This window comes from Psychrobacter sp. TB20-MNA-CIBAN-0197 (assembly GCF_040309765.1).
GTDB lineage: Bacteria > Pseudomonadota > Gammaproteobacteria > Pseudomonadales > Moraxellaceae > Psychrobacter > Psychrobacter submarinus.
This window is the reverse complement of record NZ_JBEOPC010000246.1, coordinates 1-332: the sequence shown is the minus strand read 5'-3', so window position 1 is coordinate 332 and position 332 is coordinate 1. Positions and strand designations below refer to the sequence as shown.

The 332-nt window shown below is 47.9% G+C and carries 1 protein-coding gene; it reads right to left on the bottom strand.

Annotated elements, in window-relative coordinates; translation table 11 throughout:
* The coding region (locus tag AAEY83_RS13515; protein WP_351059578.1) for an integrase core domain-containing protein at nucleotides 1-332 on the bottom strand (332 nt) is incomplete at both ends.

Sequence of the window (332 nt, the reverse complement as noted above, 5' to 3'; positions counted from 1 at the left end):
CTGTAGACCAACGCATCGGTTTTCTTTCCTTCGCCGCCTCAAGCACTTTCTTGCGCTTCGCTAAAATAGCGCCATCTTGCAGTGCATGACGTTGCCCTGGTGAGACAAAATTTAGCTGGCTGTGTTTATGCTCATCGTTGTACCAGGTTACAAACTTTTCCACCCATTCTCTTGCTGTTGCTAAGCAGCTAAAACCTGATGCCGGCCACTGTGGGCGGTATTTAAACGTTTTAAATAACGACTCTGAAAAGGGGTTGTCATTACTCACCCGCGGCCGACTTAATGATGCCGTAATACCAAGCTCTTCCAGCTTGGCTTTCATGGTCAGTGAC